This is a genomic window from Flavobacterium pectinovorum (assembly GCF_900142715.1).
In the GTDB taxonomy this organism is placed as follows: domain Bacteria; phylum Bacteroidota; class Bacteroidia; order Flavobacteriales; family Flavobacteriaceae; genus Flavobacterium; species Flavobacterium pectinovorum.
This window is the reverse complement of sequence record NZ_FRBX01000004.1, coordinates 132,924-159,659: the sequence shown is the minus strand read 5'-3', so window position 1 is coordinate 159,659 and position 26,736 is coordinate 132,924. Positions and strand designations below refer to the sequence as shown.

Annotated in this window: 24 protein-coding genes; 8 read left to right on the top strand and 16 right to left on the bottom strand. The window is 33.4% G+C overall.

The genetic code is table 11. The annotated features are described in order from the left end of the window. The first annotated feature begins 40 nt into the window (after positions 1-40). Both BUE22_RS14335 and BUE22_RS14330 read left to right on the top strand, forming a co-directional pair. On the top strand, positions 41-2,128 hold the full coding sequence (locus BUE22_RS14335) for a TonB-dependent receptor (RefSeq protein ID WP_073395738.1): 2,088 nt from the start codon (positions 41-43) through the stop codon (positions 2,126-2,128). Positions 2,129-2,158: 30 nt separating this feature from the next. Further along, positions 2,159-2,710, top strand: coding sequence for a hypothetical protein (locus tag BUE22_RS14330; protein ID WP_073396704.1), 552 nt, complete (start codon positions 2,159-2,161; stop codon positions 2,708-2,710). Between the two features lie 62 nt (positions 2,711-2,772). Here the strand turns inward: BUE22_RS14330 and BUE22_RS14325 are convergent, their stop codons facing one another. The 4 genes from BUE22_RS14325 to BUE22_RS14310 form a co-directional block, all read right to left on the bottom strand. Continuing rightward, entirely contained in the window at positions 2,773-3,690 is a 918-nt protein-coding gene (locus BUE22_RS14325; RefSeq protein WP_124020474.1) for a PorP/SprF family type IX secretion system membrane protein, read from the bottom strand. Between the two features lie 23 nt (positions 3,691-3,713). Continuing rightward, positions 3,714-6,824, bottom strand: coding sequence for a T9SS type B sorting domain-containing protein (locus BUE22_RS14320; RefSeq protein ID WP_073395734.1), 3,111 nt, complete (start codon positions 6,822-6,824; stop codon positions 3,714-3,716). Positions 6,825-7,329: 505 nt separating this feature from the next. Beyond that, the gene (locus tag BUE22_RS14315; RefSeq protein WP_073395732.1) at positions 7,330-8,391 is read right to left on the bottom strand and encodes a helix-turn-helix domain-containing protein; all 1,062 of its coding nucleotides are present in this window, start codon (positions 8,389-8,391) and stop codon (positions 7,330-7,332) included. 16 nt (positions 8,392-8,407) lie between these two features. Then, the gene (locus BUE22_RS14310; protein ID WP_084540263.1) at positions 8,408-9,523 is read right to left on the bottom strand and encodes a helix-turn-helix domain-containing protein; all 1,116 of its coding nucleotides are present in this window, start codon (positions 9,521-9,523) and stop codon (positions 8,408-8,410) included. 152 nt (positions 9,524-9,675) lie between these two features. On the opposite strand from BUE22_RS14310, the gene BUE22_RS14305 reads away from it, so the two are divergent. From BUE22_RS14305 to purE, 4 genes are all read left to right on the top strand, one after another. Next, positions 9,676-10,830, top strand: coding sequence for a 5-(carboxyamino)imidazole ribonucleotide synthase (locus BUE22_RS14305; RefSeq protein ID WP_073395729.1), 1,155 nt, complete (start codon positions 9,676-9,678; stop codon positions 10,828-10,830). A 73-nt stretch (positions 10,831-10,903) separates the two neighbouring features. Next, positions 10,904-12,205, top strand: coding sequence for an AAA family ATPase (locus BUE22_RS14300; RefSeq protein WP_073395725.1), 1,302 nt, complete (start codon positions 10,904-10,906; stop codon positions 12,203-12,205). 1 nt (position 12,206) lies between these two features. Then, positions 12,207-12,803, top strand: a complete 597-nt coding sequence (locus BUE22_RS14295) for an HNH endonuclease domain-containing protein (protein ID WP_073395724.1) — start codon at positions 12,207-12,209, stop codon at positions 12,801-12,803. Positions 12,804-12,852: 49 nt separating this feature from the next. Next, the gene (purE, locus tag BUE22_RS14290; protein WP_007803541.1) at positions 12,853-13,338 is read left to right on the top strand and encodes a 5-(carboxyamino)imidazole ribonucleotide mutase; all 486 of its coding nucleotides are present in this window, start codon (positions 12,853-12,855) and stop codon (positions 13,336-13,338) included. 179 nt (positions 13,339-13,517) lie between these two features. On the opposite strand, the gene BUE22_RS14285 is transcribed toward purE, so the two are convergent. Beyond that, positions 13,518-14,186 carry a hypothetical protein gene (locus tag BUE22_RS14285; RefSeq protein ID WP_073395722.1) on the bottom strand — a complete coding sequence of 223 codons (669 nt, stop codon included), beginning with the start codon at positions 14,184-14,186 and terminating at the stop codon, positions 13,518-13,520. A gap of 220 nt (positions 14,187-14,406) precedes the next feature. Here BUE22_RS14285 and BUE22_RS14280 point away from each other — a divergent pair, with 220 nt between their 5' ends. Together BUE22_RS14280 and BUE22_RS14275 are read left to right on the top strand one after the other, a co-directional pair. After that, complete coding sequence (locus BUE22_RS14280; protein WP_073395721.1) at positions 14,407-16,434, top strand: M3 family metallopeptidase; 2,028 nt, start codon at positions 14,407-14,409, stop codon at positions 16,432-16,434. A 134-nt stretch (positions 16,435-16,568) separates the two neighbouring features. Further along, entirely contained in the window at positions 16,569-17,228 is a 660-nt protein-coding gene (locus tag BUE22_RS14275) for a SanA/YdcF family protein (RefSeq protein WP_073395718.1), read from the top strand. 92 nt (positions 17,229-17,320) lie between these two features. Here the strand turns inward: BUE22_RS14275 and BUE22_RS14270 are convergent, their stop codons facing one another. The 11 genes from BUE22_RS14270 to BUE22_RS14220 all read right to left on the bottom strand — a co-directional run bounded on the left by BUE22_RS14270 (position 17,321) and on the right by BUE22_RS14220 (position 26,723). Continuing rightward, entirely contained in the window at positions 17,321-18,802 is a 1,482-nt protein-coding gene (locus BUE22_RS14270) for a hypothetical protein (protein ID WP_073395716.1), read from the bottom strand. A gap of 148 nt (positions 18,803-18,950) precedes the next feature. Further along, a complete protein-coding gene (locus tag BUE22_RS14265) occupies positions 18,951-19,364 on the bottom strand; it encodes a DUF1842 domain-containing protein (protein WP_073395713.1) in 414 nt (137 codons plus the stop codon). A 319-nt stretch (positions 19,365-19,683) separates the two neighbouring features. Beyond that, positions 19,684-20,880 carry a phenylacetate--CoA ligase family protein gene (locus BUE22_RS14260; RefSeq protein ID WP_073395711.1) on the bottom strand — a complete coding sequence of 399 codons (1,197 nt, stop codon included), beginning with the start codon at positions 20,878-20,880 and terminating at the stop codon, positions 19,684-19,686. A 16-nt stretch (positions 20,881-20,896) separates the two neighbouring features. Further along, complete coding sequence (locus BUE22_RS14255; RefSeq protein ID WP_073395709.1) at positions 20,897-21,808, bottom strand: glycosyltransferase family 2 protein; 912 nt, start codon at positions 21,806-21,808, stop codon at positions 20,897-20,899. 6 nt (positions 21,809-21,814) lie between these two features. Next, positions 21,815-23,032: a hypothetical protein gene (locus tag BUE22_RS14250; protein WP_073395706.1), complete on the bottom strand. Its 1,218-nt coding sequence runs from the start codon at positions 23,030-23,032 to the stop codon at positions 21,815-21,817. Positions 23,033-23,080: 48 nt separating this feature from the next. After that, complete coding sequence (locus BUE22_RS14245; RefSeq protein ID WP_073395704.1) at positions 23,081-23,893, bottom strand: hypothetical protein; 813 nt, start codon at positions 23,891-23,893, stop codon at positions 23,081-23,083. A gap of 63 nt (positions 23,894-23,956) precedes the next feature. Beyond that, positions 23,957-24,529: a class I SAM-dependent methyltransferase gene (locus tag BUE22_RS14240; RefSeq protein ID WP_073395703.1), complete on the bottom strand. Its 573-nt coding sequence runs from the start codon at positions 24,527-24,529 to the stop codon at positions 23,957-23,959. Positions 24,530-24,531: 2 nt separating this feature from the next. After that, positions 24,532-25,962 carry a radical SAM/SPASM domain-containing protein gene (locus BUE22_RS14235; RefSeq protein ID WP_073395702.1) on the bottom strand — a complete coding sequence of 477 codons (1,431 nt, stop codon included), beginning with the start codon at positions 25,960-25,962 and terminating at the stop codon, positions 24,532-24,534. Between the two features lie 78 nt (positions 25,963-26,040). Further along, a complete protein-coding gene (locus tag BUE22_RS14230) occupies positions 26,041-26,211 on the bottom strand; it encodes a DUF1843 domain-containing protein (RefSeq protein WP_073395700.1) in 171 nt (56 codons plus the stop codon). Positions 26,212-26,295: 84 nt separating this feature from the next. Next, positions 26,296-26,472, bottom strand: coding sequence for a DUF1843 domain-containing protein (locus BUE22_RS14225; protein WP_073395697.1), 177 nt, complete (start codon positions 26,470-26,472; stop codon positions 26,296-26,298). A gap of 74 nt (positions 26,473-26,546) precedes the next feature. After that, complete coding sequence (locus BUE22_RS14220) at positions 26,547-26,723, bottom strand: DUF1843 domain-containing protein (protein ID WP_073395694.1); 177 nt, start codon at positions 26,721-26,723, stop codon at positions 26,547-26,549. Positions 26,724-26,736 lie beyond the last annotated feature (13 nt).

Sequence of the window (26,736 nt, the reverse complement as noted above, 5' to 3'; positions counted from 1 at the left end):
TTTTAATTTTTAATTCTCAATTTTTAATTAAAAAAACTTTATGATCTTAAAAAAATATTGTCTTTTTCTTGTTGCGATTTTTGTTTCTCTAAACACTTTCGCACAAGAAAAAGGCAAAACTATTGATTCTCTTAAAACAGAAAAACTGGAGGAAGTGGTTATTAGTCCGCTTCATATAAATACCAATATTTTGGATGCTCCGGCTTCAATCGGGATTTTATCCAAAAGTCAGCTTTTGCAAAATAACACCACAGATATTACAACGGTAATTAATACAATTCCCGGCGTTTTTATGCAATCGTCGAATTTTGCGACTAGCCGAATTTCGATTCGCGGAATTGGTGCGCGAACTACTTATGGAACCAACAAAATCAGGGCTTTTTACGGCAGTATTCCGTTAACTTCTGGAAACAGCGAAACTGTAATTGACGATATTGATCTTCAAAACCTCAACCAGATCGAAATTATAAAAGGTCCGCTTTCGAGTATTTACGGCGCAGGTTTAGGCGGTGCGATTTTAATTTCACCTCAGCTTTCTAAATCGAATGGACAAAATGCCGGTATGAGTTCAGTCTTCGGTTCTTACGGCTTATTAAAAAATAGTCTGAATTATAGTTTAAACGAAAATGAAGGCAGTTTAAATATCAGTTATCATAATTTAAAAACAGATGGCTGGCGCGAAAACAGTGCGTACAACCGCGAAGGAATTACGCTTGCAGGTGAATTGTTTCGAAAGCAAAACAGCAAACTGACTTATTTTACCAATTATACGTATTTAAAAGCTTTTATTCCGAGTTCGATTAACAAAGATGCTTTTGAAAACAATCCCGAATCGGGCGCTCCAACCTGGGTGGCTTCAAAAGGATTTAAGGAATACAAATCGACTTTGGGCGGATTAGCGTATGATTTCAAAATCGGTGACAACCTAAATAATTCAACTTCTGTTTTTATTAATTATAAAGACAGTAATGAGCCAAGACCTTTTGATATTTTGCGTCAATATACTTTTGCGACAGGAGCGAGAACGCAATTTTCCGGTAATTTTAAAATTAAGGAAACCGGAATTAATTTCATCGCCGGAGTTGAATATTTTACGGATACGTATAGCGGAAATACTTTCGAAAATTTATATCAACAAAATAATGGGCTGGGAAGTTTGCAGGGAGATCAACTTACAGAAACCGATCAAAAAAGGCACTTTTATAATATATTCTCGCAGCTTAAAGCTTCACTTTCTGAACATTTTGAAATTCAGGCGGGAATCAATTATAACAAAACACAATTTGAACTTACAAATTATACCGAAAACTCAAATCAGAAATATAGTTATGATGGTATTTTCTCTCCGCAATTATCCATTCTTTTTAAACCAAATAAAGAACAAACAATTTATTTTTCTGCAAGTCGGGGATTTTCTCTTCCGGCTACCGAAGAAACTCTTACCAGCGAAGGCACCATTAATCCGGATATAAAACCTGAAAACGGTTATAATTTTGAAATTGGGGGAAAGTTCTATTTTTTCAACAAAAAACTTTATACCGAAATTGCTGTTTACCGAATGGAAATTAAAGATTTATTGGTTGCAAAAAGAATTGGCGACGATCAATATGTAGGTGCAAATGCCGGAAAAACTTTTCATGAAGGAATTGAAGTTACGCTAAATCATAATTGGCAAATTAATCGATTTTTTGGGCTGAATTCTTATTTGGGAGCTTCTATTGGAAATTATGAGTTTAAAGAATTTATTGATAACGGAAATGATTTTTCGGGAAATAAACTAACCGGAGTTCCTGCCAATAAAATAAATGCAGGTTTGAGTTTTAATACCCGTTTGGGAATTTATTTTAATGCCGATTATCAGTTTGTAGACGAAGTTCCGATGAACGATGCTAATTCAGCTTTTTCAGATTCATATGCTATTATTAATCTGAAAACGGGATATCGATTTGAGATTCTGCAAAATCTAACTTCTCATATTGCTGCGGGAATAAATAATGTAACTAATGAAAAATATGCTTCGTTAATTTTACCAAATGCGGTTGCAAATGGCAATACTGCGCCCAGATATTATTATCCTGGTTTGCCTGTAAATTATTACGGCAGTGTTTCATTAAATTACTTATTTTAGATGTTTATTTCAAATCGAAAATTAAAAAAAATGTCTTCTGAATTGCAAAAAAAACTCGACTATGTTAGTCCTTGCAGAGCAAGCCGATCGCTGCTTTCAGGTGAAATTTTAGAAAACCATTCTTTATTTGATGAGCTGGTTGCTGCCTGTTTTTTAACTTCGGATAAAAATCATCACAGAGCTTGTTGGATTTTAGAATTTGTTTGTTACGAAGAATTACTTTGGATGCAGCCTCATGTAGATTTTTTCTGTTCGAATCTGAAACATTTGAAAGAAGAAAGCGCCATTAGACCGATTGCAAAAGTGATCCAGCTTTTAATAAAATCTCATTATAAAAAAGCCGAAAACTGCATTCTCCTTTCTGAAGAAAATCTGCAAAATTGCATCGAAGCTTCTTTCGACTGGCTGATAAATGATGTAAAAGTAGCGACAAAAGCCTATTCTATAAGAACTTTATATGTTTTGGGAAATCATTACGATTGGATTCATCCTGAACTGAAAATTATTCTGAATAAAGATTTTTCAAATCATTCGGCAGCATACAAAGCCGTTGCCAAAGAAGTTTTGAAGAAAATAAAATAGCATTGAAGTAATCTGGATATTTGTAAAATAAATAAGGGCAGCTGTGATAGCTGCCCTTATTTCTAATATTCTGGATTTGATTTTTTTGAGGTATTAAATTTAAACCTCAAGAAAAATTCATTTGAGTTTTTGGCACTTGCCATAACTTTACCAGTATTGGTTTCATAAGCATAACCGAATGTCAAATGCTTACTAATTGTTATACCGGCCATTGCTGCGTAAGCATTGTTTACTCTGTAACTTCCTCCAATTTCTAAAAATTCTTCAATTTGAAGCATTAAATTTAGATCTACAGAAAGCGGCGCACCATTAACATAACGCATCATAAAAGATGGTTTTAAAATTAAAAGTGTTGTTGTTTCAAGATCAAAATTATAACCACTACTTAAATAAACGTGTGGTCTGTCTGTAGCAACAGCCGTGTAACCATCTTTGTTTTTTGCTCGTTCAGTATTCAAAATTCTTGGGACAGAAAGGGATACGAAATATTTGTCACTTTTTAATAAGGCTCCAACACCAACATTTGGATTAAACTGATTGATGTTTGCCAAAGCAGGATCTGACTGATTTGAATAGGTTTCAAGACCAGCAGCATTTACATTGTAAAAATTTCCACCAGCTTTTATTCCGAAATACAAATCAGTAAGTTCACCAACCTGCATTTTGTATGAAAGGTCAATTCCTAATTGGGTTTGTTTTTCAACGAATGTCTTATCGTAAACCATAGAAACTCCTAATCCTATGTTACCTCCAACCGGTGTACCAAAAGATAAAGCTTGTGTTTCGGGAGCATTTTCAATTCCTGTCCATTGTTTACGAAATGTAGTTGCCAAAGCAGTTTCGTTGTCTACACCTACATAAGCCGGGTTTACCAAATTCATGTGGTAACGGTATGTTGTAAGTATGGTTTCCTGTTGGGCAAAAAGCATACTACTAAAAAGTAGTAATGCTCCCGCCGATATATTTTTAATTATTTTCATTTCTAAAATTTTAATTTTTACAATTACCTGTTTATGTATATCCAACCTTGTCTGTCAATTGTTCCGTTACCATCTAAATCGATTTGATAGTAATAAGAACTTGCTGCAGGTAAAGTGCTTGACTGACCTTTTGCTTGTCCGTCCCAATTATTTTGGTAATTTCTTGAAGTAAATACTTCTGCTCCCCAACGATTGAAAACACGAACTACAGACGCAGGATGATTTTCTATATTAGAAATAACCCACGTATCGTTTATACCATCTCCGTTTGGAGTAAAGGCTTCAGAAATATTCATTTGATCTTTATCGCAAGTATCTCCAATACCATTATTGTTACGATCTTCCTGATATGGATTTGCTGTAATTGGGCAATTGTCTTTTGCGTCTAAAATTCCGTCATTGTCATCATCAGGATCGCAATTGTCTAAAATTCCGTCATTGTCATTATCTCCAAATTTGTTTACAACAGTCACTTTCGCAGTTGCAGTTGCTGTGTTTCCACTTTTATCTACTACTGTTAAAACAACTGTATTGGCTCCAACATTGGTACAATCAAAAGAAGTTTTACTAAGAGTCATGGTACCGATACCACAATTGTCAGAACTTCCATTGTTAACCTGGTTTGCAGTAACCAAAACATTTCCTGCCTCATCAAGTTCAACCGTTATATCCTGAGTCTGAACTATTGGTGCAATGTTTTCAAGTACGGTTACTATTGCCGTTTCTGAAGAAATTTCTCCATTTGTACCAGTTGCAGTAAGTGTTACTGTATTGGCTCCGGCGTTGGCACAAGTAAATGATGAAGGAGAAACTGCTAAAGTTAGCGATCCGCCACAAACGGTTATTGAACCATTATCAACATCTGCCGCTGCGATTGAAGCATTTCCTAAAGTATCAAATTGAATTGTGATGTTTTTTGTTAAAACAATTGGCGCTGTTTTATCTTCGATTGTTACTGTTGCAGTTGCTGTATCAAAATTTCCGCTGGCATCTGTAACGGTTAAAGTCACTGTATTGGCTCCAACATTTGTACAATTAAAAGTATTTGGTGAAACTGAATACGTTAATGTTCCATTACAAACATCTGCCGATCCATTATCAACATCATTTCCTGTTATTGTAGCATTTCCTGTTACATCAAGTTGAACTGTGATGTTTTTTGTTGAAACAATTGGTGCCTCAGCATCAACTACAGCAACATCATAATTACAAGTCTCCGTATTTCCGGCAGCATCTGTTACTGTCCAGATTACATTTGTTGTTCCAACCGGAAATATTGCTCCGTTTAGTGTAGCTGAATTATTAAAATTATTTAAAACTGATACTGTACTACAATTATCTGCAGCAACAGGATCTAAACTATTGTCTACTACTGTAAAACTACAAACACCTAGGTCATTATTATAAGAAGCCGCAGGAACAGCGCACGTAATAGTTGGTTTTTCTGCATCAACTACAACAATATCATACGTACAAGTTGCAGTATTTCTGGCAGCATCAGTTGCTGTCCAGATTACAGTTGTTGTTCCAAGAGGAAAAATTGCTCCGTTTAATGTAGCTGAATTATTAAAATCATTTAAAACTGTTACAGAACAATTGTCTGCTGCAACAGGGTCTAAACTTGTGTCTGATACTGTATAACTACAAACACCTGCATCATTATTATAAGAAGAGGCAATAGTGGCACATGTAATAGTTGGCAGAGCTGTATCTTCAACTGTTATAGTTGCATTTACAGAAGAAACATTTCCATTATTATCTGTAACATATAAAACAACATCATGATTACCAAGATCGGCACAAGAATAAGTTATTGAACCTGTTGCAGACGAACTTGAAGGTCCGTAAGCAGCTTCAACAGCTAATCTTTTTTGTGTTCCATTACAAGGATCTCCAAAATTATTATTATCTGCCGTAATATTAGCGGTGCTTTGTCCAAGTAAAAAACCAGAAACTGTACTTACACTATTAGAAGCATTACACCAGCCCATACTATAATTACCACAGCTTCCTGTAGGATTTCCATAACTTGCAAATACTACATTTGTAAAAACACCCGATGGTGCAGTAAGTGATAAAACGCTTCCTTCGTTAACCGTATTACAAACTGTTCCCGAAGTTCCCGAAGCAATTTTATAATTGCTAATACCGCAATTGTCAGTACTGCTATCATTTAAATCTTCAGCATTTACCGTTACATTTCCAGTTGCATCTAATTGAACTGAAATGTTTTTTGCAATTGCAACGGGATTTGTAGTATCTACAGCCTCTGTTGCATGTACTGTAAAAGTATAAGGATTTTCATCTGCATCATCGCTTGCGATACTAACAACTGCATTTTGATCTCCGCCTCCACAACTTGAGGTATTAGAGACAAATCGTACAGTAAATGTTTGTGAAGTACCACCAGCAATAATATTCGAAGCTGGCTGCGACAAAATAGAAAAATTACTGCTGCCGCTAATGGTAATCGGTGTACTTGCCAAATTCAAATCATTTACTCCCTGATTCTTAATTGTAAAATTATTATCTACCGTACTGCCTGTAGTAATAAATCCATATTCTGTATTATCAACAGCTTTTGGTGTGCTATCTCCATTTACAATAGAAGTTGTATTACCTTGAATGTTTATTTCCTGATCTGCTGTTGCCGCTGCATAATTAACTGTTATTATGGCATAAACACCCGAATATCCCGGAAGAAGATTGATACCTTCAGAAGATGCCATACCCTCAATATCTAAAACATTTAGTCCCCCAACATTATAATCTGAAGGATTTAGGTTCCATGTAGTAGGAGATGCTACAGAAGGAGAGCAACTACAACTATAAGGACCTGGTGTAGGCTGTGCTTCCTGATACGAATTATTAAATCTTACCTTATCATTTGTGGGAACAGCAGCACAATTTACCGCATAATTTAAACTTACACTAACACTTACAGGTCTACCTGTACCTGTTGAGGTCCATCTTACTTGAAAAGAGCTTCCCGGATTAGTATATCTTATGTTTCCAGGTCCACACGAATTCCCAGTTACGTCTCCTACGCCAACACTATAAACCTGAGTCTGTGCAAACGATGTAAACGTCTGCACTAATGTGACTATTATAATTAATAAAATTTGTTTTTTCATATTCTAATATGATTTTGGTTTTTTTTTGAGTTGATTGTGAATCTTTTATTTTATTTCGAAAACAACAATAAATTGCCTGTTCCAATTGCTAAGAACAATGGAATTTTACTTGTCTTGAAGACAAATTATTTATAAAAGGAAAATTTTAAAACTGCCTGAAATAACAGTTTGCATCATTTAATATGCAAAGTCGAAATAAGAAGTTTTTTGAAAGTTGCGAGGCTTGTTCGCAGAGTAGCGTAATTTTATTATCATATTGGTTTGGTTATAATTATCTAACAAAAATATATTGAAATAAAATCGCTTAAATAGCCCATTCGGACACATCAATAGCCCGAAACGACCAACTCAATTTCAGAAAAAACAGCTGTAAGTATTGGATTTCTTTACAAAAACTAAAATACTGAAAATCAGTTAAATAAAACTTAAATAGAAATAAAATAAATTATAAAAAAAGTATTCATTGTAAAAGAAAAAACACGAAAAAGAAAGAATTTTACAGCGCTTAAAGCCTTATTTCTGAAGGCATTTTTCCAAAACGCTTTTTGAAATTTGCCGTAAACTTGCTGGAACTTTTATAACCCGTTGCCAAAGCAATATTTTTTATCTGCATATCGGTATTTTGAATCATCTGCATAGCAAGAAGTAATTTCTTCTCTTTATGAAATTGCATCATCGAAACACCGTGAACCAATTTAAAAGTTAACTTGAGTTTTGTAGGCGACATACCGACTTTTTCTGCTATATATTCTACACCCAAAAAAGGATTTGCTATGGTCTCCAAAAGCATTTTTTCGGCTTTTGCTATTTTTCTGTAATCAGGAGTTTCCTGAAGGGTATAATTTCCAATTCTCTGATCTAAAAAAGCATTCTTAAAAAATGTAGAAATCAGCTGAAAAGCCTGGGTTTTTAAAAGTGCTTTGCTTAAAATATCTTGTTTATTGTTTTCTAAAATAACCAAAATTTCTTTAGACAATTGCTCTGCATTCGGAACAATGTTTTGGTAGGTAATAAATCCGTTATCTGAATTCAGGAATTTTTTAATATGATTATCTTCAGAAAGTGTTGCAAAAGAAAAATTACGTTCGGCCCAGTCTTTACTAAACGCAAACAAATTAAATTCACATTCAGAACCTTTATAAAAATAGGCCCCAACTGGCGTTCCTGGTTTTTTGAATCCCCAATATTTGCTCGAAAAAGGCGTTTTATCTGCAAATGTGTTTTGTAGTTTTACTTCACTCTCAAAAACCGAAAATGTTAGTGTATAATAATCAATAGGATAATCTTCATCATAAATCGCTTTCAGCATTACGTTTTTCTTAAAAGTAATACTCGTTACAATAACCCACAAACCTTCTTCAATTTCGCGGTATCGCATAACGCCTTTAGAAAAAGGATTATTTCTGTATACAGCCTGCTCTTCCTCAACATGTTTTACCGATGGCGAATTGACAATACTTTTTATAATTACCTGAGGCGAATTAGACAAATAAGGCAACTCAAAAAAACCATCTCTATAAAAGTTAATGTTGTCTTTTATAAATTTAACCCATCTTCCTACGTTCATATTTCTAACTCAAATTTTAATTTTCCCTAAAAACAGAAGGCAATTCCTTAAAACGTTTTTTAAATGCCGCTGTAAATTTACTTGCGCTTTCAAAACCTGTAATTATCGCAATTATCTGAATTTCGATTTGTGAATTTTGAAGCAATTGTTTCGCCAAAAGCATATTTTTTTCTTTATGATATTGCAACATCGAAAATCCAAAAACGGTTTTAAAATTGGCTTTTAATTTTGTTGGCGATGTGTTGACTTCAAAAGCAATTTTATCAATTCCCAAAAAAGCCGATTGTAAATTGTGCAGAATCATTTTTTCGGCTTTGGCCACATTAAAATAGTCCAGATTGCACAACGAAATATTATCTTCAATCCTGCTGTCTTCAAAAGCATTGCTAAAAAACTCGGTAATTAACTTCGTACAATGTTTGCGCAATTCAGGCGTGTTTTCATGAATATTAACTTCGTCTTGTAAAATATTTGAAAGTTTTTTGGATATTGAATGTGCTTTTGGAGCAATATCCAACCAGGTATAAAATCCCTTTTGTCCGTTGAAGAAATTTTCAAGAATTCCTTTTTCGCAAAATTTATCAGATTTTATATGCTTGTCAACCCACTCCTTATTCATGGCAATATTAAAAAACTTGCCTTTTGTGCCTTTATAAAAATAAGTAGCCACTTCAGTATCGGGTTTGTAAAATGTCCAGCATGTACTTAGCAGGACTATATCCTCTGAACCGGGAACTGGAAATCGATACTCAAAAACCGAAAAAGACAAAATATAGTAATCTTTAATATGATCTTGCGTATAAGTTGCTTTGGCAAGAATATTTTCGTTCATCGTAAGGTTGGTTTCCAGAATCCAGAAACCGTCTTCGATGGTGCGGTAACGCATTGTACCTTTCCAAAAAGCATTATCTGTAACAATTAGCTGTTTGGCAGGTGTATGTTTAACAATAGGCAATTTGATAAGGCTGTCTAACATTACCTGAGGCGAATTAGACAGATAAGGCAATTCAAAAAAATCATCTTTTAATAAAAAAAGATATTTCTGAATATGGTTCGCCCAATTATTTGTGGTCATTATATTACGAAATGGATAATGGTTGAAAATCAGGTCAAACCTAAGGAATTCAGGCATATAAAACAAAATATTTAAACCACTTCTTTAAAAAAAATACATTATTTTAACAAATTATTTTTTGCTTTTGAAATTTTAAAAAACAGCAATTCCATACACAATAAATTGGCTTTTCTATTTTATCAATTATCTTTGCACAAACACACTACAAAATGAATTATTTTTCTTCTGATTTTAAATTAGGAATATTAGGCGGCGGACAATTGGGTAAAATGTTATTGTCTGACACCAGAAAATTTGATATACAAACTTATGTTTTAGATCCGAGCGACGAAGCGCCGAGTAAAATTGCCTGCAACAAATTCTTTAAAGGCGATTTGATGGATTATGAAACGGTTTACAATTTTGGAAAACAAGTTGATGTTCTTACTTTTGAAATTGAATTGGTTAATCTTGAAGCTTTAACACAATTAGAAAATGAAGGCGTAAAAGTATATCCTTCTCCAAAAACATTAAAAGGTATTCAGAATAAAGGCATTCAAAAAGCTTTTTATACCGAAAGTAATATCCCAACCGCAGCTTTTTTACGATTTGATTCTCCTGAACATCTTCAACAATCGATCGGGAATAACGAAATCACAATTCCGTTTGTATGGAAATGTACCGAATTTGGTTATGATGGAAATGGCGTAAAAGTAATTCGCCAGATTTCTGATCTGGATGATTTACCCAACGTAGAATGCATTGCAGAAACTATGGTTCCGTTTAAAAATGAATTGGCCGTTATTGTAGTTCGAAATCCATCCGGAGAAATAAAAACGTATCCGGTTGTAGAAATGGAATTTCACCCGGAAGCCAATCAGGTAGAATATGTAATTTGTCCGGCAAGAATTGATGAAAAAGTAGCCGAAAAAGCCAGAGCAATTGCTTTGAATGTTTCAGAAAAATTTAATCACGTTGGGCTTTTGGCTGTAGAAATGTTTCAAACCAACGAAGATGAAATTCTGGTAAACGAAGTAGCTCCCCGCCCGCACAATTCAGGTCATTATTCTATTGAGGCCAGTTATACATCTCAATTCGAAAATCATTTACGCGCGATTCTTGATCTTCCGTTAGGAAACACAGACAGCAAAGTGGCCGGAGTTATGGTCAATTTAGTAGGTGCCGAAGGTTTCTCTGGAGATGTTGTATACGAAAACATCGAAACTATTTTAGGCTGGAATGGTGTTACACCACATATTTACGGCAAAAAACAAACAAGACCTTTCAGAAAAATGGGTCACGTTACCATTGTAAATGAAGATATGACCGAGGCAAGAAAAATTGCCGAAAAAGTTAAGAATACGATTAAGGTGATTAGTGTTTAGTTTTCAATCTCTGTCACAGTTTACAGTTTATAATAGCAATCATTTTTTAATTAGCTTTGTAAAAATTCAATAAATGAAAATTTCAAAATTACATATCGATCAGTTTAGACATTTAGAAAATCTAGATTTTGATTTTACTTATCCTGAGGATTTTCACATTGAAGAAAAAAGAGGAAAACCTTTAGACAAGATATGTTTTATTGGGCAAAGTGCCACTGGAAAGACTGGTTTATTGGAGTTGATTCATGAGTACACCACAAATATTTTAGACATAGAATTAATTGACAATACTTATTTGGCTGGATTAGGTAATCCTATAAAAAATATAGATGGAGCAATTACTTTTTTAATTGGTGATGAAGTTCTTCTATTAAGAAATAAAGAAATTACTTTTAAAAATCTTAAATATAAATACGAAAATAAAGGAGGAACAGTTACTCCATTAATTCCTTATCAAGATCGAATTGATACTTTTTATTTTAAAGCAAATTTAATATCTGACAAAAATATCGATGTCTTTACTAAAAATCCTATCGATTTGTTTGAAAAATATAAAGACCAAACTTCTGTTAAAATAGAAAATATTCTTCATCAAATTCCATATTCTACAATTTTTAACGATGAAGTTGACACAAAAATATGGCTATCACTTTTAAGTGAAATTTTAGAATACAGAAAAAAATTCAATCAAAAAATGTCAGAGTTAATACACAAGGGACTTTTGGCAAACCAAAAAAAGCTAAGTTCTGAATTTGAAAAGTGGCAAAATCAAAACCCTAATAAATTAGAAGAATTTGCAAAAAAATTCAATCCGATTTTAGAAAAATTGAACCTAGAAGTGGATATTATTGACACTGAATATTCTATTCCAATTAAGAATAAAAAAAATGATGAAATAATTCCTATCCAAAATACAAGTACAGGAACAAAAGGACTATTGTTATCATTTTTACCTCTTTTCAAACTAGAAACTAAAGATTCAATTATTTTAATTGATGAACCCGAACGTTCCTTATTTCCAGACATGCAAATGGAATTAATGGACAACTACCAAAATCTTGCTCCAGAAGCACAATTTATAGTAGCAACACATTCACCATTTGTTGCAGCTTCATTTGAACCAGAGGAGCGATTTATTTTATATTTTGATGAAGATGGAAAAGTAGCTGTTCGCAGAGGAAGTTCTCCAATTGGTGATGATCCAAATGATATGTTGAAAAATGATTTTGGAGTAAATTATTATAACAAACATGGTGAGGAAGCTTATCAAAAATATATTAGGCTAAAACAAGAAGTTGCTAACGAAACAAACCCTAAAAGAAAAAAAGAATTATTATTAGAAACCGTTAAACTCGGTGACACTTATAATTTCTAATATGAGAAAAGTTATTAAAGATAATGATTCTGAAATCGTTACAGAAAACCTAAATTATATCGAAGGAAATTCAAATAACAATTCAAAAATTTCGAAAATCTTATATAAAGAGCAAAAGGGCTTTTGCGTTTATACAGAAGAATATTTAGGAAGGGCAGATGCGCGAGACATTGAGCACTTTAATCCAAATTTTAAAGGAACTATTGATGATTCTTACTCAAATTGGTTTTTAGTTAAACATCAATGGAATAAAGAAAAATCTTCAAAATGGCAAGACTACCAACCGATCTTATATCCAACTGCTATTGATTTTAATGAAAGAATAATATACGATAGCGGTGATTATCGAGTTTCTAATCTGGATGATGATGAAGCAACTAACTTAATAAAACTATTAAAACTTGATGATATTATTTTAGCTGACGAAAGAAAAAAATACATTCAAAGAAAAACTAAAGAACTTTCATTATACGGAGAAACTGCAGAAATTTTCTTTAAAGTATTAATTGATGATGACATAAAACAAATATCTTATTTGAGAGCAATTGATGCAGAATTTGACATTGACATCTGGAATTTACTTCCAAATCCACAATAAAGATTAAAGAATATATTAAAAGTTTTCACCTGAAACAAACAAAAACCACATGAGCAAAGTAGCCATCATAATGGGAAGTATCTCAGACATGCCAGTCATGCAGGATGCCATCGACATATTAAAACAATTTAATATTGAAGTTGAAGTAGATATCGTTTCGGCACACAGAACGCCGGAAAAATTATTCGATTTTAGTAAAAATGCACACACTCGCGGAATTTCGGTAATTATTGCCGGAGCTGGCGGAGCTGCACATTTACCAGGAATGGTCGCTTCAATGTCACCGCTTCCTGTAATTGGAGTTCCGGTAAAATCAAGCAATTCTATTGATGGCTGGGATTCAGTTTTATCTATTCTGCAAATGCCAGGTGGCGTTCCTGTTGCAACTGTTGCACTAAACGGAGCAAAAAATGCCGGAATTCTAGCAGCACAAATTATTGGAAGTCACGATAAAAAAGTACTTGATACTATTATCTCATACAAAGAAGAATTGAAAGCAGCTGTTAATAAAGCGGCAGAAGGTTTAAAGAAATAAGAAGTTACGGTTCCTGCAAGGTTTTCAAAACCTTGTAGGTCTAATTATAGAAATCGAATTTAAAACTTCAAAAATACCTACAAGGTTTTGAAAACCTTGTAGGATAAAATACAATATGGATATTTCAACACAAAGGCTTCCCATTACGGAAGCCTTTGTGTTTTTAGAGTCTTTTTTAATTATGCTTCTTCTTCAATATCCTCCAGAACAGACTCAAACTCATATTCAGTTATATCTTCTTTATTTATCCAGTTTTCCGAAGTAACCAGATTATAATTTACATTATCTTCTGTTGTTAATTCCCATATAATAGCTTCAGCTTCAGGAAACGGAATGTTTTGAGATATTTGATTTTCAAACAATCTTTTAATAAGATTTCTGTCAGACAAACCATTGTTCAATAATTTCAGGACATTTTCCGCTGTCAATTTTCTTAGTTCACCATCCATTGGAGTCATTGAAAAATGAACAACCGACGCTTTTGCATTTGGAAATTTTCCGTTGTAAGCTTTAAAAAGCAATTGATTTACATTAAACAAAATTCCTTGCATGTGTATTTCCGGATATTCTTCACAAACTTTATCGATCAACATATTATTTGATATTTGCTCAATCTGCCCTTCGCTCAATTGATCTCCCAATTTATAATCCAACACTATTACCGCAGCTTCGTTTGGCTCATAATCTGAAATAGCCATTTCTAATAATTCCGGCAAACTACTTTTTTCGGCTGTTGCGCCATCCGGATAATTGAATTTTCCCAGTAACTGAATAAAATCCTGATCAGACCAATATCCTTCTACTTCATTAACAGTATCTATATTCTTTATTGCAATTTGATAGTTCATCGTTTTTTATTTTAATTATGATCAGCATTTTATAATTCTAATCGATTTTTTCAATTTACGCTTTTAAAACCGCATGCAGTAATAAATAACATATCTATAACACAATTTAAGAGGATTTTATGCTGCCAATTCATTTTGTATAGATGATTAGATTTTTATAAATTGCTATCTTTGGAATTCAAAAATACTGACTTCAATTAATAAAAATAATTACATCATAATGAACGTTTTACTTTCAAAATTTAATACCAAACATAACACAGCGCCTTTTTCACAAATTAAAATCGAAGATTATGTTCCGGCTTTCAACGAAGGAATTACTTTGGCTAAAGCCGAAATCGATGCTATCGTAAACAATACAGATGCACCAACTTTTGAAAACACTGTTGTCGCAATGGATTTTGCAGGCGATATTTTAGATCGCCTTTCAAGTGTTTTCTTCAATTTGAATTCGGCAGAAACGAATGACGAAATGCAGAAAATCGCTCAGGAAGTTTCTCCTTTATTATCAGAATTCGGAAATGACATTACGCTAAATGCTGCTTTATTTGCAAAAATAAAAACCGTTTACGAACAAAAAGAAAATCTGAATTTAACTCCGGAACAAACAACGCTTCTGGATAAAAAATACAAAAGCTTTTCGAGAAACGGAGCCAATTTACCGGAAGACAAAAAAGATCAATTAAGAGAAATCGATAAAGAATTATCAAAATTGAGTTTGCAATTTGGTGAGAATGTTTTGGCAGAAACCAATGCTTTCGAATTGCATTTGACAAATGAAAATAATTTGACCGGATTACCGGAAGGAACAATTGAAGCAGCAAGATTATTGGCGAAAGAAAAAGGAAAAGAAGGCTGGATTTTTACACTAGATCATCCAAGTTACGTTCCGTTTTTGACTTATGCGGATAATCGCGAATTGCGTAAAAAAATGGCGATTGCTTTTGGGGCAAGATCTTTTCAGAATAATGAATTTGACAATCAGCAAAATGTTTTGAAAATTGCAAAATTACGTTTTGAAAGAGCCAATTTATTAGGATACAAAACACACGCACATTTTGTTTTAGAAGAAAGAATGGCGCAAAGCCCTGAAAAAGTTTTCTCTTTCTTAAATGATTTACTGGCAAAAGCAAAACCTGCAGCTCAAAAAGAATTTGCCGAATTAACCGCTTTCGCGAAAGAACTGGATGGAATTGAACAATTGGAAAAATGGGATGGTGCGTATTATTCTGAAAAATTAAAACAACAGCTTTTTAATTTAGATGATGAAAAACTAAAGCCTTATTTTCAATTAGAAAAAGTTTTAGACGGCGCTTTTACTGTTGCCCAAAAATTATACGGATTAACTTTTACGGAAGTTTTTGACATCGATAAATACCATGAAGAAGTTACAACGTATGAAGTAACAGATGCTGAAAACAATTTGGTTTCGATTTTCTACGCCGATTTCTTCCCAAGAAAAGGAAAAAGAAACGGTGCGTGGATGACTTCATTCAAATCTCAATCCATAAAAGACGGCGTAAACGAAAGACCACATATTTCTAACGTTTGTAATTTTACAAAACCTACAGAAACAAAACCGTCTTTATTGACTTTTAATGAAGTAACAACTTTATTTCACGAATTTGGTCACGGTTTACATGGAATGCTGGCAAACACAACTTATCCGAGTTTATCAGGAACTTCTGTTTTTTGGGATTTTGTAGAATTACCAAGCCAGATTATGGAAAACTGGTGTTACGAGCCGGAAGCTTTGGCATTGTTTGCCAATCATTATGAGACCGGAGAAATTATTCCGATTGAATATGTTCAGAAAATCAAGGAAAGTGCCAGTTTTCAGGAAGGAATGGCAACTTTGCGTCAGTTGAGTTTTGGATTATTAGATATGGCGTGGCACGGGCAAGATCCGACAAGCATAACCGATTTAAAAGCTTTTGAAACAGAACAATTTGCCAATACGCAATTGTATCCTGATGTTAAGGAAAATGCAATGAGTACGGCTTTTTCGCATATTTTTCAAGGCGGATATTCTTCTGGATATTACAGCTACAAATGGGCTGAGGTTCTCGATGCAGATGCTTTTGAATATTTTCAGGAAAAAGGAATTTTCAATGCTGAGGTTGCTACGAAATTCAAAGAAAATGTACTTTCAAAAGGAGGAACAGAACATCCAATGACTTTATACAAACGTTTTAGAGGTCAGGAACCAAAACCGGAAGCTTTATTAAAAAGAGCGGGATTACTTTAAAAATTTTAGATATCAGATTTTAGATTAACCGAAGTAGCAATACTTCGGTTTTTTATTTACATTTGATTAAATCGATAAACTAAATTTCATTAGATTTGCCTTTTTTTTAATCTTAATCTTACAAAAAATATACATTGAAAAAATATCTAAAACCAATTCTTTATCTTTTTATTCTTGGATTAATTTCGATTATAGCTGTAAATATATATGTGAAATCTTCAACTAAAAAACACATTTCTTATTCACTTAAAAGATTCCCGAAAAATGATGTCGGAATTATTTTTGGTGCAGGAATAAACGGAAATCAGCCAAGCAAATATTTAAAAGACCGACTTGACGCCGGAATTTTACTGTATAAAGCAAAAAGAATCAATAAAATTTTGCTTTCGGGAGATAATGGCCGAGAAGAATATGATGAACTAACCGTCATGAAAAATTACTGTTTTTCACATGGCGTTGACACAACAAAAATATTCATCGATTATGCAGGTTTCGACACTTATTCGACAATGTATCGGGCAAAACATATTTTTAAAATTAAGAAAGCGACTTTAATTTCTCAGGAATATCATTTAAACCGCGCCATTTATATTGGACAAAAAATAGGAATAAAATCTGTTGGGTATTCTGCCAATAATGGAGATTATTTAGGCTACAAATATGTTACCTTCAGAGAATACCTTTCTGTTTTCAAATCTTTTTTTGATGTTTTAAGAAATCGGGAACCTCGCTTTTTAGGAAATCCAATTAATATCAATGGACCTTCAAATTATTCTAAAGAAGATAAACGATAAACAAAAAAATCCGAAGTAAAATTACTCCGGATTTTTTGTTTATTAATGAATCCTGTTTGCTATTAAGAACTTCACGCTTCAAAATAATATTTTTATTTTTTTGAATTAATAAATTCTTCAAACTGTTTTATTTTCAATGCTTCAATTTCTTCAATACGTTTTGCTCTTGAGTTGTTTAAATTATTTGCGTTTTTAGCACTAACATTTGTTGGTGGTTTGGTAAACAATAAATAATCACCAAATAAATGACTTAAAAACAAAGGAGATTTGCCTGGTCTGGTTTTATCAAAGTTTGCAGATGTATGGCAAGAAAGGCAATTTACCAAATTACTATTATTGATGGCATGTATATCTTTTTGAGAAGCCTGGGTGTAGGTTTCCATCGTAATGTTTGACAAATTAACCGAGCCTCTGGCCAGTGAATCAGGAAGCGCACTTGAAATATCTCTTGTAACAATTGCTTTTACTTGATTTTCAGGAGAAACACCATCAAAATTTAACCAGATCGAACCATTGTAGAAATAATTTCTAAAAACATCTTTCAAATTCGCCGCAACACACTTATTGATATTCTCTATGTTATTAAAATTATCAGGTTCTTTTTGGCTTGTCGCCATAAAATTTCCGGTTTTTAAATCCCTTGGCACTCCATATTCATAAAGGATAAATGCTTTATTAGGAACTACGGGTGAAGTTCCTTTTTTAATCCATGTTATACCATCTAAACCTGTAGTTGTTCCTTTTTCGTAAAATAGCTTTTCATTTGCAGAAGTTACCGAATTATTCTTTTTATCGTAAACAGGCGCCATATCCTGATGTTCAAAAGTTGCCCAGATAAATTCAGGATGATTTTTTACAACTCCTACTACGTGCATGCCTAATAAGGCCATGGTTTTTTCGACATATTGTCCGTTGCTGTTTAGAACAGCGGCTTTAGTTGTAAAATAATTTTGCTGCTGCGCTTTTGCAATTGCATCTATATTAATCCACGAAACTTTTAATTCTAAAGCCCCAACAGGAAATGTCTCTGAGTTAGAAACAGGTAACTTTTTACTGTTGATTAACGACGCCATTGTAACTGCTTTGTCTTTTAGCAGCGCATTAACGTGAATGGAATAATATACCGTATCTGCAGCATTATTAAATTTAGGATTAGAACGCAAAACGCCGTGAGATCCTGCCTGGTTGATAGAACTCAAAGTTAGTTTCATACCCAACTGTGGTACAACATCTTCCATTTGCGGACTTACTAAATCCAGAGAATCTAAAAAGAATGGATTTCCACTTGCCAATGGTTTTGTAACCCATAAAAACTTTTGCCACGACCATTGATGAAAATCACAATTTGTTGTATTTGCATTATCAAACGGACTTCCATCGCCTTCTGACGGTGCCGGGGTTTGCTCGTGCGGAAACCAGGTGGTTTCACAATCACATGAATCAGTTGCTGAAGCGGTATAGCCGGAAGAAACTCCAAACTTTTCCATTATTTTTTCCTTATTGAAAAAAAATAAGGCAATCGCTGCTATTATGAAAACAACTAATAAACTAATTATAATAGGTTTTCTTTTCATTTTGTTTTTGGTGATTAATTATTGAGGAACAGAATAATTGTAGATGAAATAGATATTTTTTAGATCTTCTAAAAGAAAATACTTAACAAAAAAGGCCGCCTAAACAGACGAGCCTTTAATCAGATTTGTTTTTCAGAGAAATTGGTTTTTATGCCAATTGTTCTTGTAATTTTTTTGCTGTTGCCACAGGCACATTTTCAATTTGGTGGTTGAAATATGAAAAACCTCCAGTTCCGTTCCATGCGTTATCGATAGCAAAATGAGCATCAAAATCAGCCAAGAAAGCACCAAGTGCCGGAGGTGGGAAAGACTGAACATATTGTCCGTGTAAACTAACTACCTGAGTAAATTGTCCAAATCCTGTTGCATATATTTTTCCTTTTACAGAAACAACGATATGACTATCAGGACCGTTTACAGCCTGTGTGATAACTACTGTACCTGATACTGTATGTTGTGATGGTACTACTACTAAACTAAATGTTGCAATTGGAGCGCCTGGCATTCCAACATTTCCGATTGTGCCTTCTGCTAAATAAGCTCCTTCTAATAAATTTTCCATGGTGATAGTTTTTTGGTGTTTTTTTCTTACTCGTAAGGCTTTTCAGAAACCGCCTCGTTTATTTTAGTGGTTTCTGCTCCACTTTCATTTTATTTTTCAAAGTATGTTTTTGTAACAAACCCATTTTTCTGGTTCAAAAATTATCTGCACAGTTATGTATTTCTACTGTCATTTTTATTTTCATGATTAAAATTACAATGCAGATGAAATCATGAATAAAAAAATGTCATGAGACAGGTTTTTTTATCCATGAAGCGAATAATATGTGGAATGAAAAATTTTGAAAACTTATAAAATGAAACTTTCAGAAAAAGATCGTTTATCTTAAGTCTAACAACATTGGGGTTTTAGTTGTATTGGGATCTGTGTACAATTCTGAAGCGGTGACTAGCAGAACTTCTACTTCCATAAATCTTTTATCGCAGTGTAGTAGTTTTTTTAATTCTGAAGATTTTTTCTGAATATACCCCACTCTTTTATCTGTAGAGATATGTTGTACGATTAAAAGCCTAACAACTTCCTTAAAACTTTCATTGGTAGATAATTGAATTTGAAAAGCATCTGCTTCAGTAGTAACAGAAAGAAATTCGTCTAAATCAAAGTGTTGTTCGCAAACGATAAAAGATTTTGTTTCCCTTGATTTTAATTCTAAAAATGATTTTCCATTTACCTCAACCCATCTCCCCAAATCGCCAATTGCATATCTAAAAACCGGAAATCTCTTGCGGAAAGTATTCGTAACAGCAATTGTACCATATCCGTCCTGATCAGGATTGATAATTTCGACGATAATACCTTTAATAACTGAAAACAAGGATGGGTTTTTAGTAAAATCTGACCACGCCCAAATTCCGGTTTCGGCTGAACCGTACATCGAATATATTTGCTGAAAACCGAATACTTTTTGTAAAAGCTTTTGAACATTTGGCCTTAAAAATTCGCCTGCATAAAACAAATTTTCTATCGCTAGTTTTTTATTGTTCGCTTCTAAAAATTGTGCAAAACATAATAATTTTGATGGCGTTCCCATTATAAAATCAGGTTTAAAATAATGAGCCGCCTGTTCCATATCAGTATAACTTGCATGTGAACTTAACGCTAATGTTGTGGCCTGGCATTTTTCTAAAATATCATCCATTATGGCGGCTGTGCGGTACATATCTGAATAACCAAAAATATTCAAAGCGATCGTTTTAGAAGTAAAGAAATTGTTTCTGGTTAGTTCTTCTGCCAATGCAAAACGTTGTTTTTGATTTTCCTGTATATCAACCGGAAAAACCAAAGGCTTTTGCGTACTTCCGCCCGAGCGAACCAAATAAACACCTGTTTTTTCTTCCTGAAGTTTAAAATTGGTATCTAAAATCGGCATCAACTCTTTTTTGCTGAGCATTAGTGCTTCGGTTGCCAGATCATTTCCTTTATAAAATTCGATGTATAAAGGATTCTTTCTGGCTAATTCAAAATATTCCTGCAATACTGAATTATCTATTTCTGGAGAAATACAAGCTGAATACATAGTTAATGGATTTCTTTTATTTATTTCTTCTTTTGAAATAATAGCGGTTTCTAATTAAGATCCTGAAATGATGTAAAATAAATAACGTTTTTTGCCGCAACGAAGGCAATCGTTCCATTGCGTGCTCCAACCAGCGTTGAGACAACATTCCCATTAATTGCTGATCGTATAGATTAGCACTTTTTTGATATCGTTTTACAGAAACCGGAATTTCTAATTGTTTCCAATTCGTATAATTCTGGCGGGATAAACTTCCTTTCACTTCTCTTACTTCAATACACGCTTTATTCAGTAATCCAACCATTGCGTTTTTATTACTTTTTAAAACACGATACCAAAAATCAATGCCCTCATTTAAGGAAACATTAGTCTCATAGCGAATGTGTTTCAGATATTTTTTGCGAATAATAACATTGCTGCCAACTCCCATAATAAAATCCGGCGAACTAATGGTGTGCAATATATTGGGTATCAAAAACAATTCATCTGAAAGAGAAACCAATTCTGACTCGAACGATTTAATTTTTGGCAGATAATATTCAGATGGAAATAATAGAATTCCGAGTATTAAGACATCTATATTTTCGTTTTGCATAATGAGATCAACCTCGCTTAAACACGAAAACGTATAACAATCATCTGCGTCCAGAAAACTAATAAGTTCTCCGGTTGCCAGTTCTATCCCAATATTTCTTGCATTACCGGGACCTTTATTTTCTTTTAGTTCAATAATTTGAATATCCGTCAGTAAAAATTGCGGTGCAAAAAAAGATATTGCATCTTCCAGATAAAATAGGCTTTCATCTGTACTGCAGTCATCAATTATAATAATTTGCGATGCTTTTTTTTCCTGAAAAGCCAGCGAACGAATGGTGTCCCATATATATTCCTCTTTGTTATAAAGCGGTATAATAACTGTATGTTTCATGATTTATTAGTCTAAAATTGGATAAATCAAAGCTCGCCCCTGATGCACATTTACCACCGTTTCGTCTGAACCGCGAAATAAACCGGATCCATAATTTTTATCATTTTTACACAATAACATCCCTACTAAATGAATCTGACGATTATTTTCGACATCGGTAAATTCTTGCTGGTCAACAAAATGCTGAATCAGGTATTTATTCCAGTTTTCTCTAATAATTTTTTCCCATTCCTGAGTTGTACAATCCTTTTTAACATACGCTCCAATGCCTCTTCCGCTGCTGTTTAATTTTAAAATCAAATTCTCTTCGCCATTTATAAAAATGTCGCAGCCGAAAGGTTCTGTAATCACAAAACTCGGAATGAGATACTTTTGCAAAAAATCATAATCTTCTTTGCTTAAATAATCATTCATAATTTGAGCATCGTACATGACAGCCAAAACTCTTTTGTCGTGAATTAAAATTAAAGTTCGAATATCATTGAAATAAGACTTTCCGCTGATAAGCTTATCCAGCACTTCTGGTTTTATTTTTTTTAATTCTTCCCGATCCATTTCTAATATAAATTGCGAAACCGGTTCACCGTTTACATATATTAAATCATTTGAAAGAATTAAATCCTGAGGTTTTGCAGATATTAATTCGATTTTTAGTTTTGCCAATTCCTTTTGCAGATAAAAAATCTCTGTTCCTTTTTCATCATCATGAAGGAGAGCTATTTTTTGATGAGGAACAAATTGATTGTATAAATCGTCAATAAGATTTTCTAAATTATTTTCTGTTTTATCTTTATTGGCAGTTGTTGAATTTTTTATTAATTGCAAATAATAACTAATCATCCAGCCGTTTAAAGGATATCGGGCGCCTATCTCACAAATTTTGGGCTGATCGTTTTTGTCATATAAAAAATCAGGGCGATAAAAACCCTGATTGTATGCTGCATTATCACTTTTTTTTAATAAAGTTTCCAGGTCTTCATCAAGTTGATAGTATTTCCGAATCCTTTCGTCTTCAAAATAATTCAGAACAATTGCCGTACAAGCTTTATTCAAAATAGAACACAATCGATTCATTTCTTCGCTATATTCTGAAGATAGAATTACAGAAGAACTGGCAAAATAATCACCATTTAATCCTGTCTCTTTCTGAAAATATTTTGAAAATAACTGATTCCATTTTTCTTGTTTTTCGGCCTGATTTTGCTGCAACTTAATTTTAGACATAATGACTTGGAAATTTCTTCTGATACTAATTTTTATTGAAATAGGATTTTAAAAACTCAATTCTTCAACTTCTAAAAGATCTTCCATCACAGCCGATTTTTTAGCCAAATAATCTTTAATAATTACTTCTAAATCATACGCTTCGAGATTAACATTCATTGCTTTGGCATAATGAAATATTGAACTAACGGCAAAAAAGAAATGATTTTTTTCTGTTGGACCACAATGAACACTGATCCACGCCAATGTTTTATCACATTCTTCTTCAGAAAAACCATAGTCGTTCAGCAGCCATGATTGAAATTTTGGAAGTATCAATTCTACTTCGCCATGTGTATAAATTTCATGAATTAAAGTGGTCAATAATGCGATCATAATATCTTTATTTCGTAATGAATTTTGATCTTTCCATGCTTTAAAATCACAAGCACTTTGGTTTAAATATTTTCGAGAAAGCCAGTCATCATCTGCACAAATAGTCGTTGCCATGGTATAAAACATTTGCGAATGCAGAATTCTGCCCACAACTGCCAAATCTTCATCAACAATTCTGTTTAAACTTGTGATAGAATGCAATAACGCTTTTTCGTCTGCAATGGGTTGGTTTTTATGAACCAGCATTGTCATACGGTTGCTAATTCCTGCAACGGTCATAGCGCTGTTATTGGTCTGGCTCCAACTATGAAAAAAGCGCTGTAATCTTTCCTTATCCTGTACTTTCGAAGTAAGCTGATTAAAACTTTTTTCAATTTTTGAAAATGATTCTTCCTGATTAGGCAGGAATTTTAGTAATTGATCTTTTAAATGTGATTCTTCCATTCCCTGAAGAACAGGAAGAATGATGGAACTTAAATTGGTCATGATTATTTTGGGTTTTAAATTGGTTACTATTTTATTTTCCTTTTGATATTTATTAGTCTGATCTCAAGGTTTAGAGCGATAATATTTGATTTTTCTAATCACATCAATATCCTTAAGATGGTATTGTTCTAACCAGTGGGCTTCATCAAAAAAATTGCATCGGGACTCAGCGATTACAACTATATTTTTGTTTAATGAAATCTGATATAGCTTATCTAATAATGTTTTGTATTGAAAATTAAAAAGAGGATTATAGAGGTAAAAAACAGTACCGTCAGAAATATCAGTTTTTAAAATATCGCCTGTAATTGCGGTAACATTTGGTATTTGTTCTTTTTCTATTAAATCCATACAAACCTGATTTCGTTCTTCCAGAATTTCAATTCCTATAAATTTTGCTTCCGGATATTTTACAGCTCCGTATAAAATAATATTTCCGTAACCTGAACCCAAATCATAAAAAACCGTTTCATGAGTTATTTGAATGGGATCAAAAAGATCATCCAAAAAACTGGAAGATCCGTATCTGTATGAATTAAGACCGTATTTAATGGTAATATCCGGCAGACTTAAATTGTCTTCAATAGTATTCGAATACTGATCAATTTCTGATTGGATTTTTTTAAGTAGTTCCATAATTATTTCATCATTAATAATTCGAGTTTCTCCAGCGATCGTTTTGCTCTTTCCATTTTAATGGCATATTCATCATTTACTTTCTGAACATCGGCATTACAAAAGCTGCAGGTAGTTTCTTCTTCATACACATAATTATCACAGCCGTTGCATAATTTTAATGCTTTAGGAATTCTGGGAACCCTGTCTATATTGTTTGAAACCGGAAGTACTTGTGTATCGTTAGGAGATTGTATTTCGACAATTTCTCCTTTTTCATTTTCTACTATAATTTCAAAAAGTCCCTGATCAAAAGAAAGTCCGGGCGCTTCTTGTGTTTTTCTGATACGTTCTCTAAGTCCTTTCTTTTTTAATTCTAAAGCACGGTAATGACAAAACGGGTTGTTTCCTCTTTTGCCAAACAACACATGACTTGTCCAAGTGCAGCCCGCCAAACAAGAAGATTCATAATAACAGCCTTTACAACCGCCCCATAATTCTTCTTTATTTCTATATCTGGAAAAAACCATTTCTTCACTGTATTTCCAGATGTCTTCGAGATCCATGTCTTTTACATTTCCTCCGGTATATGCGTTTGTTGGCAATGACGGGCAGCCTTTTATTTTACCGTCGGCTTCGATACCAATTCCGGTATGTCCTGCTGAACAGCCTGTATAATATTTTTCATTGCCCTGTCTCCAAATATGTTCGTATGGACCAAAATATCCAATGTTGTTTCCTGCTTGTATCAAAACATTATTGGCTAATGCTTTTCTGTAGATTACAATAAGATTTTCGTAAAAATCATTTAATTCATAAGGTTGCAGAATCAATTCGTCTGAATTATCAACGGCATTTCCCATGGCAACGGCAAGTTGTATTTGCCAGTTTTTCACACCATTTTCAATCAGAACATCCACTAATTCATTCAGCTCATTTTTATTGGTTTTTGTAATCACTGTATTTACGCTTGACGGAATATTGTGCTTTTTTAAAAGCTGAAGACAATGAATTACATGTTCAAATGAATCTCTTCTTCCTCTGATTTTATTATGTGTATCCGGTAATCCATCAATAGAAACACCAATGTTTCTGATTCCTGCTTTTTTGGCATCAATAATTCTTTCTTCATTTAAATTGTATGCTCCGGACTGCATCGAACATTCAATACCGCTTTGACTTATTCTTTCTATAATTTCCAGCCAGTCTTTTCTTAAAAAAGCCTCGCCGCCAATAATTGTAATTTCTCTTGTACCAAGACGTTTAAGACTATCAATAACTCCGAAACATTGTTCTGTCGTTAATTCACCAGGCCTTACTTTTCCAGCTCTTGATCCGCAATGCGAGCATTTTAAATTACAGGCTAAAGTAATTTCCCATACTACATGAACCGGCGTGGCAGTTTTATAATCGTCTCTTACTCTGTATCGTGTTGAAGTCTTAATCGTATCCATCTTAATTTTATTTAGGGTTTGGTCATTATTTAAAAAAACGGTTTAAAAAGCGAATCTTAATAAACCGTCTTTTTTAGATTACTTTCTCAATGATTCAATTGCTTCTAACAATTCTATCAATGCTGAGCTTAAGTCTCCTTGTTCTCTTACAGTTTGTTTCGCCTGTTCGGCGACTGCTTTCATTTTTTCTAAATCATTTGAAGCAATCGCCTCTCTGATTCCTGCTGCGTAAAGCATTGTTACTCCCATAATATTGTTGTTTTAAGTTATTCCTACTCTTAAGGTTTTTCGGATCCACCCTTGTTTTACTTAACAAGACAGCTCGTTATTTTTTTATCTTTTATTTTTTAAAGCATCAATTGCATCCAGCAATTCTACCAAAGCAGCACTTAAATCCCCTTGTTCCTTTACGGTTTGTTTGGCCTGTTCTGCAATAGCTTCCATTTTAGATAAGTCGTTTGAAGCGATAGCATCCCGAATCGCAACTCCGTACATTGGTATAAATCCCATGATATTTGTATTTTAAATTATTCCTACTCTTTTAGGTTTTTCGGATACACCTTTATTTCTACAAGACAACACAACTATTTTTTAGTTTTTAGTGCAGCAATTGCTTCAATCAATTCTAAGTACGCTGCAGTAAGATCTCCTTGTTGTTTTATTGTTTGTTTTGCTTGCTCGGCAATAGCTTCCATCTTTGTTAGATCGTTCGAAGCCAAAGCTTCTCTAATGGCGGCGCCATATGGCATCATTACTCCCATAATTTTTATTTTT